Raw genomic sequence first — 8255 nt, 5'->3', positions numbered from 1 at the left:
AGACTTTATTAGATTCAAAGAGCAAAACTGAAGAAATCGTCCCAACAATTAGTGCAAGGAATAAGCCACTATTTCGACCTGCGGTGCCTTCAATTGCCTAATCAACTACCAACTGTACAAGGGAGTGACACAACGATGTCGCTATGAAAAACTAAAGCTGGTCCCAAAAAATTACTTCTGCAAATACAGACCCACCTTTTCCAAGGCTATGTATCCACTTGCTTTGGTAATGTTCGTCCTGCTCGGATCTCCTCTATAGGGTTTGTGCGAGGGACCCCGGCACTCCCTACAACTCGCGACTCGGCAAAAAATAAATAGGTATATTGTCTTTATGTCAACCAGAACCTCTCATAACAGCGAGGCGCCGCTTTTCTTCATCACTTTTACCTGTCACCGATGGCTTCCCTTATTTGAATTGTGTAACGGGTACGACGTAGTCTTTAAATGGTTTGAATATCTAAGAGAAAAATATGCTATTAAGACGACAGCATATACGATTATGCCAAATCATGTACACTGTATATTGTTTTTTCCAACTGAGGATGATGATTTAAATAAAATGGTTGGGAATGGAAAAAGGTTTATGGCATATGAACTAATAAAACGACTACAGGACAAAGGGCTAAGCGAAATACTCCTGCAATTAAAAGAAGAATTAACTGATAGAGATGTTGCTAAAGGACAAAAGCACAAAGTATTTGAAAGCAGTTTTGATGCAAAGCCTATTTACCACCGAAAATTTCTTTTGCAAAAAATAAATTACATCCATCAGAACTGTGTTCGTGGTAAATGGAAGTTAGTGCAACATTGGGAGGATTATGAACACAGCAGCGCAGGGTATTATGTGAAGAACAAATTAGACGGTTTCTTACCGGTGCATTATGAAGAGTTGAACTAAGATCTTTTATATCGGGGGCGGTTGGAATGCCAGGGTCCCTTAGCTCAACACAAGTCAGAAAAGGAGACCCCAGCAGGACGAAAGAATGCCAGGGTCCCTTAGCTCAACGCAGGCCAGAAAAGGAGACCCCAGCAGGACGAGATGCCAGGGTCCCTTAGCTCAACACAGGCCAGAAAAGGAGATCTCAGCAGGACGAAAAGAGTTGAACTAAGTCCGTTTACATCGGGGGCGGTTGGAATGCCAGGGTCCCTTAGCTCAACACAGGCCAGAAAAGGAGACCCCAGCAGGACACAGGCGGTTGGAATGCCAGGGTCCCTTAGCTCAACACAAGCCAGAAAAGGAGACCCCAGCAGGACACAAGGGGCCTCCGTAGTTGTCCTGCGGAACACTACGGAGAGCAAGCAAGCCGGAAAAGGAGACGCAGCAGGACGAAACGAAAACGAAAAGGCCTGCCAATTAACAAAACTGGCAGGCCTTCCGGTTGTTTCAACCCTTATTTTTCATTTCGGGCATTTCCTGTAATACCCGAAACTTTTGCAATTCCCTCATCTACTATATCGTTTGCTGCCTGCTTCACGGTTTCGTATCGCCTTGCAGCACCTACTTTAAGTTCACCTACCTGCTGTAGAGTCTTATTTCTCAGTTTCCTGGTTTTTTTAGCCAGCTTTTTCCTTGCCTTCCTGCCTTCATCAGTGGCAAATAATCCTGCTACAACAGTGCCTAAAGCAGCAGCAGCTAAGGCGCCTATGATCAATTTTGTTTTTGAGTTCATAATTGTATTTTTTGTGATAGAGTAAGTCAGGTAAAAAACAGTGCCAATGCATGGCCCCGTCCTACATTTCATCTGCACTTGGACCATACAAGCCAGGAACCGGAACATTGAGTAAGCGAAGGTAAACGGCTATTTGCCCACGGTGATGAATAAGATGATTTAACGCCATTGAACGAACAGCCACCATTCGCGGAGCTGTTGCGATAACGTGTTCGCCACTCCGCAATGTAAAATTAGCCTGCATTTTTTCATCGCTTGTATTTTGCAGGGTTTGTAAAACTTCATCTAATTTCTCCTGAAAAACGTTCATTAGTTCTTCCGGCGTGTCTGCATGCGAAGGTGTATAATGTCCCTTTGCAAAATCAAAGTCATCTATCGTTAAAATGGAATGTAGAAAACCGGGCAACTCGGCCACATGGGTAGCTAACCGGCCCAGCGACATTGATTTTTCGTGTGGCTTCCAATCAAATTTCCCTTCGGGCACTCTTTCCAATATTCTCTTTGTAGAGGTAGCTTCGTGTTTTATTTCTGCAATGAAAGCTTGACTGATCATTATTATTGGTTTTAGTTATTTATGTCTTCAACTGTGTCTTCAAATGTAGTAGTTATTTTTTCAGAATATTGCATCGCATATTCAATTTCTCTTATTTCCTGCCGCTCTTACGCTGCTGCTGGTGTATGGGTTAGAAGCAATAATTTAAGTCGCACACCATAGCAGGATAATGTAATTACAAGGCTAAAGACAAGAAATAAAAGCTTAGGGAAAGAATATCAGCTTGGCGTGCCGAAACAAGTACAACAAGTCGCAGTGAGTGACACAACGATGTTGAAAATAGTCCTTCCGCCACGTCCAAAAAAATATCTTCTCTCTCTCTTTGTTGCCGGTTAAAAGCCGTCGGTTTCATTTAATGAATACGCCCCGCATATCCCACTTATTCTAACAACTACTGAAGGGGATGATGGCAGAATGGGTAGCGAAATAGCACCGAAAGTTTGAAATTCATAATGATTGGTTTGATTATCATAACTGGCGCTGGTAATGCCTAAAATACCTTTGTAAGAATACGTGGTAATAGTGGGTTTTTACGTAAATGGCTTTAGACGTTGCAACACAAACAATAATTTTTGAACGAAACAGATGACTGCATTGAGCCATATAAGATAGGGGAACGTAATAACGGACCAGTGGCACTTAATTCCATTGGTTTTTTATTTTCTGAACCCAACAAAGGGAATGAAAATTGAAGGATAGTGAGAAACGAGGACGGTTTTTCTAATGGTCAAAATAATAAGGGATCTATAACCGGTTTATTGCAGCAAATTAAAAAAGAGCAGTTATGGCAAAAAAAGATTCTGGTAAGGATCGATTAGACGAAAATGAATTAAATAAAGGGCGGAGGAACTTTCTAAAGCAATCTTCGGTACTTACTGCACTTGCTGTTACGCCAACTGCTTTAGTGAAAGCGGCTGAAGAAGGGTTGGATGAAAAGGCAGCGGGTTATTTTGAGAAGATGGCGTTGTCTATTGAAATAAATGGCGTTAATCACAATTTATCAATTGAACCTCGCACCACCTTGCTGGATTTAATGCGGGAGCAATTGGCTTTAACGGGAACCAAGAAAGGATGTGACCACGGGCAATGCGGCGCGTGTACTGTGCATGTGGACGGCAACCGTGTACTGTCGTGTTTAACGCTTGGGGTGATGATGCAGGGAAAAAAAATTACCACTATTGAGGGGTTAGCAGACGGGGACAAACTGCATCCGATGCAGGAGGCATTTATAAAACATGACGGGTTTCAATGTGGTTATTGCACGCCAGGACAGATCATGTCAGGCATTGCCTGTATTCGCGAAGGTCATGCAAACTCCGACGAGGAGATCCGTGAATACATGAGCGGAAATATTTGTCGTTGTGGCGCTTACCCCAATATTGTGAAGGCGATTGCAGATGTAAAAAAGGGAGGGCAAAAACTATGATAAACTTTAATTACCTCCGTGTTTCTACCACTAAAGGGGCAGTAGATGCAATAGTTAGAGATAGCGCTGCCCAATGGATTGCGGGTGGCACCAATTTGATTGATCTGATGAAGAAGGGTGTAATGTCGCCTCAAAAGCTCGTAGACATCAACAACCTTCCTTTAAAGGAAATAAAAAAAGAAGGCAACAAACTGGTCATAGGTGCCCTGGCACTGAACAGTGCTGTGGCCGACAATGAATTGGTGCGCAAGGAGCAACCACTACTTTCACTGGCCCTACAGGCCGGCGCTTCCGCACAATTGCGCAACATGGCCACTGTTGGTGGCAATATGATGCAGCGTACCCGTTGCCCTTATTTTTACAACCCCGATATGCCCTGCAACAAGCGCGAACCGGGTACAGGCTGCGGAGCCTTGAAAGGATTTAATAGAATGCATGCTATTTTTGGCGCTTCTGATAAATGCATCGCCGTTCATCCCAGCGACATGAGCATTGCCCTTGTTGCATTGGACTCTACCGTACTGGTATCAGGGCCAAAAGGCGATCGTCGTATTCCTTTTCAAAATTTTCACCGCCTGCCAGGCGATCTTCCTCAAAAGGACAATACCCTGGAAAGGGGCGAATTGATTGTTGCAGTGGAGATACCTGATAACAAACTCAATAAAAATGTGCATTATCTAAAAGTACGTGACCGCGCTTCTTATGCCTTTGCATTGGTGTCGGTTGCGGCCGCGGTGGATTTGCAAGGAGATACCATTAAAGATGTGCGGCTGGCAATGGGGGGAGTGGCGCATAAACCATGGCGACTGATGGAAGCCGAGCTATTTCTAAAAGGAAAACCGGCTTCGGAAGCCAATTTCCGCGAAGCGGCAGCCCTGGCAATGAAAGACGCTAAAGGTTACGGTCACAACAACTTCAAACTAAAATTAGCACCCAATACGCTTGTGGAAGCGTTGAAAACGGCTACAGGAAAAGGATGAATTATGGATTAGGAATTATAGGATTTCAATCAGGTCCCCGGAAAGTAGGGAGGCTTGAAATTGACCAGGGTGTTACAAGGCTGTTATCGTTGCTTTCTTGAATGTTCTTTGGTCACTTTCTTTGTTGCAAGACAAAGAAAGTAACAAGCCGGCCTGTTAAGCGACTTGCAATTGGTGGGGGTTTTTAGGATTAACGGGGGGTATGTAGAACAAAAGATTAATTATAAAAGCTTCGCTAATCAAGGCTTTTTAAATTTCAAAATTTGCATTAATGAAACAAGACTTATTTTTCGATAAAAAGATCCCTGATCGCATCAACCGTGTAGATGGCAGAGCCAAGGTAACTGGCAGCGCTGCTTATGCAGCAGATCACAAGATGCAGAACACCGTGTATGGCTTTTTAGTGGGGAGCACCGTTGCAAAAGGTCGTATCAAAAGCATCGATACAAAGGCTGCCGAACGGGCACCTGGCGTACTTGCCGTTATTACTCATTTAAATGCACCTAAACTTCCAAGTTACACTACGGGGAAAGACCCGTCACAACCACCGACCGGGGGACATCCCCTGCGTTTCTTTTCCTCGGATGAAGTGTTTTATTATGACCAGGCAATTGCGCTGGTGATTGCCGATACCTATGAAAGAGTTCTTCATGCGTCGAAATTGGTAAAGGCGCAATACGAGAAAGCGGTACACCAGACAGACTTAGATGCAAGCCTGGGCAAAGCTAAAGTTCCGACAGGTCCACGTTTTGAAGACTATACACGCGGAGAAAAAGACGGTTATAAAAGTGCAGCGGTTAAGATAGAGCAGGAATATTATCAGCCGATAGACGTGCACAACCCAATGGAACCAGCGGCCATAATGGCCTTCTGGGAGGGCCAGGATAAGGTAACGGTGTACACAAAAACACAAGGCGTACAAGCAACACAAAAATCGATTAGCGATGCCTTTAAGCTGCCTTTAGAAAATATTACAGTTAATGCTGAACATATAGGTGGGGCATTTGGTATGGGATTACGAACCTGGCCTTATGAAATTGCGGCTGTTATGGGGGCTAAAAAGGTAGGCAAGCCGTTGAAACTGGTGTTGCACCGCGAGCAGATGTTTACAAATGTGGGTTATCGTCCTGCAACCACTCAAAAGATTGGACTGGGAGCTACCACCGATGGTAAATTAGTTGGTCTTACCCATGATGCCACTGCCAACACCTCTGCCTACGAAGAGTTTACAGAAGCCACCGTAAATATGTCGCGGTTTTTGTATGCCTGTCCTAACGTTACTACCCGTTACCGTATTGTACCGCTAAACATTGTCACCCCTATCTGGATGCGCGGACCGGGCGAAGCTACCGGTTCTTTTGCATTAGAGTCGGCGATGGACGAACTGGCTTATCAGTTGAAGTTAGATCCGGTAGAGTTTCGGTTGCGAAATCATGCTGACAGCGACCCGGAAAATGGGCTGCCATGGTCGAGCAAATTTTTAAAAGAATGTTACCAATTGGGTGCTGACGCCATAGGCTGGAAAGACCGAAAGTTACAACCAGGAACATCAAAGGACGGGGACTGGCTGATCGGATACGGAATGGGCACGGGTTCGTTTGGTGCTTTTCGCGGAGCGGCCACTGTAAAAGCGATGCTGCACCCGGATGGTAAACTGATTTTACAATGTTCGGTAAACGATATGGGGCCCGGTACTGCTACCATGATGACAGCGGTAGCCTCGGACTTAATGGGTTTACCGGTAAATAAAATTACGGTACAAATGGGAAGTACCTTGTTGCCACCGGGACCTATGCAAGGGGGTTCAACTGTTACAGCAACCGTAGGTTCAGCAGTGCACGACGTTTGTTTAGCACTGAAAGAACAAATAGCAACCCTTGCCGGTAAAGAAGGTGCTGCAATTAGCAAAGCCAACGCACAGCAACTGAAAGCAGCAGACCTGGTTTTTTCAGAAACCGGAGTGGCGTCGAAGACTGATGCTTCGGTTAGGGTAAGCTACAGCGACCTTTTGAAGCAAAATAATCTACCTGTCATAGAACTTACTAAGGAGTCAAAGGGAACAAAACTACCATACTCCAGCTATTCGTACTCGGTACACTTTGTAAAACTGCGCGTTCATCCGGCTACAGGCAGAATTAAGATCGACCACGTAGTTTCCTGCGCTGATGCCGGTACCATTGTTAGCGCTAAAACGGCGGAAGGGCAGATGATGGGCGGTGCTGTTGGTGGCATAGGTATGGCGTTGATGGAGGACCTGGTAATTGACCATCGTTTCGGAAGGCCGATAAACAACAATTTAGGCGATTACCATGTGCCTGTTAATGCCGACATTCCTTCAGTTGACGTTTTATTCGTTAATAAAAAAGATCCTTACCTCAATCCGATAGGTGCAAAAGGTTTGGGTGAGATTGCGCTGGTAGGAGTGGCCCCGGCCATTGCCAATGCCGTTTTCAATGCCACCGGAAAACGCATTCGTTCACTCCCTATAACACAGGATAAATTATTAGAGGCGTGAAAAAGGGTAAGAGAACCATACGTTTTTCAACGGGTTAAAAAGAGGATCAATGAGATAAAGGATGCAAACATTGAATAAATGAAGGTTTGCAGTATTTGATTGTAATAATGCAAAAAAAGAATACCTGGTAAAAGGGGGCTTAAAATGTTTGCATTGGGAAGGGCGTGTTGGGCATGAGTTCGTGTTATGGGCAATCACAACTAATGAGGGACAAGAACAAGGCAACGATTTAGAAATTAAAGCGGAAGATACTTTATGGAAGCACTTGGATAAAAAAAGCAAGGATTTTATCCTTCAGATTGCTAAAAATAATAGCTTATACGACACAGATAAATTTGTTATTAATAGCCCTGTTTCAGTTGGCTTTAATAGGGTTTTATGTAATTATACATAATCCCTGAATAATTATATTCTATCTTAATATCCTTTGATATGTTACTAACGCAAATATTATGTACTATGTCGTAATGAATTTTATTATCAAGATAAATAGAGGCGTAAAAGAAAGGTTCTAAAGGAGATACTTGACTAAAATTTACTGCCCATCCATCTAAGCCAATGGCTTCATTTATCTTATCAAATAAAACAATATTAAAATAACCGTTGTAGTCATTTAATCTTTCCATGAAATCAGGATTAGCTTTTATTCCATCGGACGTTAATTTGAAGTCTAAATCAGGCTCCCATTGCAAGGAGCAATTAATTTTCCTATATTCTACTTTTTCTCTCATAATTGGTTGCTTTGAGACAAATATAAAACTTAATAACAATGTTTAAGAACTTACACGAACTGATCACTTCAATGCCTGACGAAACGGCTTGCAGGAACTATTTGATTAAGGAAAGGTGGAACGGAGTTATTGTTTGTCCTTATTGCCAGCATGAGGGAGCGTATGTTATTGAAGGTGGAAAGCGTTTTAAATGCACTTCTAAGCTATGTTATAAGAAGTTTAGCGTAACCGTAGGGACAATCTTTGAAGCAAGTAATATCCCTATTAAAAAATGGCTTATGGCTATATATGTAATAACTGCACATAAGAAAGGTATTAGTAGCTATCAGTTAGGACGTGACATATCAGTTAGTCAAAAAACTGATTGGTTTATACTTCAC

Annotated in this window: 9 protein-coding genes; 6 read left to right on the top strand and 3 right to left on the bottom strand. The window is 43.3% G+C overall.

The window, feature by feature from the left end; genetic code table 11:
- Positions 1 to 331: 331 nt before the first annotated feature.
- Together JWR87_RS00795 and JWR87_RS00790 are read left to right on the top strand one after the other, a co-directional pair.
- Entirely contained in the window at positions 332 to 898 is a 567-nt protein-coding gene (locus tag JWR87_RS00795; RefSeq protein ID WP_297814618.1) for a transposase, read from the top strand.
- Positions 899 to 1039: 141 nt separating this feature from the next.
- Positions 1040 to 1420 carry a hypothetical protein gene (locus JWR87_RS00790; RefSeq protein ID WP_297814616.1) on the top strand — a complete coding sequence of 127 codons (381 nt, stop codon included), beginning with the start codon at positions 1040 to 1042 and terminating at the stop codon, positions 1418 to 1420.
- Here JWR87_RS00790 and JWR87_RS00785 read toward each other — a convergent pair.
- Together JWR87_RS00785 and JWR87_RS00780 are read right to left on the bottom strand one after the other, a co-directional pair.
- On the bottom strand, positions 1392 to 1670 hold the full coding sequence (locus JWR87_RS00785) for a YtxH domain-containing protein (protein WP_297814614.1): 279 nt from the start codon (positions 1668 to 1670) through the stop codon (positions 1392 to 1394). The genes JWR87_RS00790 and JWR87_RS00785 overlap by 29 nt on opposite strands.
- Before the next feature lie 61 nt (positions 1671 to 1731).
- Positions 1732 to 2223, bottom strand: a complete 492-nt coding sequence (locus tag JWR87_RS00780; protein WP_297814613.1) for a DinB family protein — start codon at positions 2221 to 2223, stop codon at positions 1732 to 1734.
- 784 nt (positions 2224 to 3007) lie between these two features.
- Between JWR87_RS00780 and JWR87_RS00775 the strand changes: the two genes are divergently transcribed.
- The 3 genes from JWR87_RS00775 to JWR87_RS00765 all read left to right on the top strand — a co-directional run bounded on the left by JWR87_RS00775 (position 3008) and on the right by JWR87_RS00765 (position 7144).
- Entirely contained in the window at positions 3008 to 3649 is a 642-nt protein-coding gene (locus JWR87_RS00775; RefSeq protein WP_297814611.1) for a (2Fe-2S)-binding protein, read from the top strand.
- Complete coding sequence (locus JWR87_RS00770; protein WP_297814610.1) at positions 3646 to 4629, top strand: xanthine dehydrogenase family protein subunit M; 984 nt, start codon at positions 3646 to 3648, stop codon at positions 4627 to 4629. The genes JWR87_RS00775 and JWR87_RS00770 overlap by 4 nt, the downstream gene beginning before the upstream one ends.
- A 271-nt stretch (positions 4630 to 4900) precedes the next feature.
- Positions 4901 to 7144, top strand: a complete 2244-nt coding sequence (locus JWR87_RS00765; RefSeq protein ID WP_297814608.1) for a xanthine dehydrogenase family protein molybdopterin-binding subunit — start codon at positions 4901 to 4903, stop codon at positions 7142 to 7144.
- 365 nt (positions 7145 to 7509) lie between these two features.
- On the opposite strand, the gene JWR87_RS00760 is transcribed toward JWR87_RS00765, so the two are convergent.
- Positions 7510 to 7875, bottom strand: a complete 366-nt coding sequence (locus JWR87_RS00760; protein ID WP_297814606.1) for a hypothetical protein — start codon at positions 7873 to 7875, stop codon at positions 7510 to 7512.
- A gap of 38 nt (positions 7876 to 7913) precedes the next feature.
- Between JWR87_RS00760 and JWR87_RS00755 the strand changes: the two genes are divergently transcribed.
- Positions 7914 to 8255, top strand: a 342-nt coding sequence (locus JWR87_RS00755; RefSeq protein WP_297814604.1) for an IS1595 family transposase, incomplete at its 3' end; no start/stop codon positions are given.

It is taken from the genome of Segetibacter sp. (genome assembly GCF_025963695.1).
In the GTDB taxonomy this organism is placed as follows: Bacteria; Bacteroidota; Bacteroidia; order Chitinophagales; family Chitinophagaceae; genus Segetibacter.
This window is presented reverse-complemented; position numbering and strand designations above follow the sequence as displayed.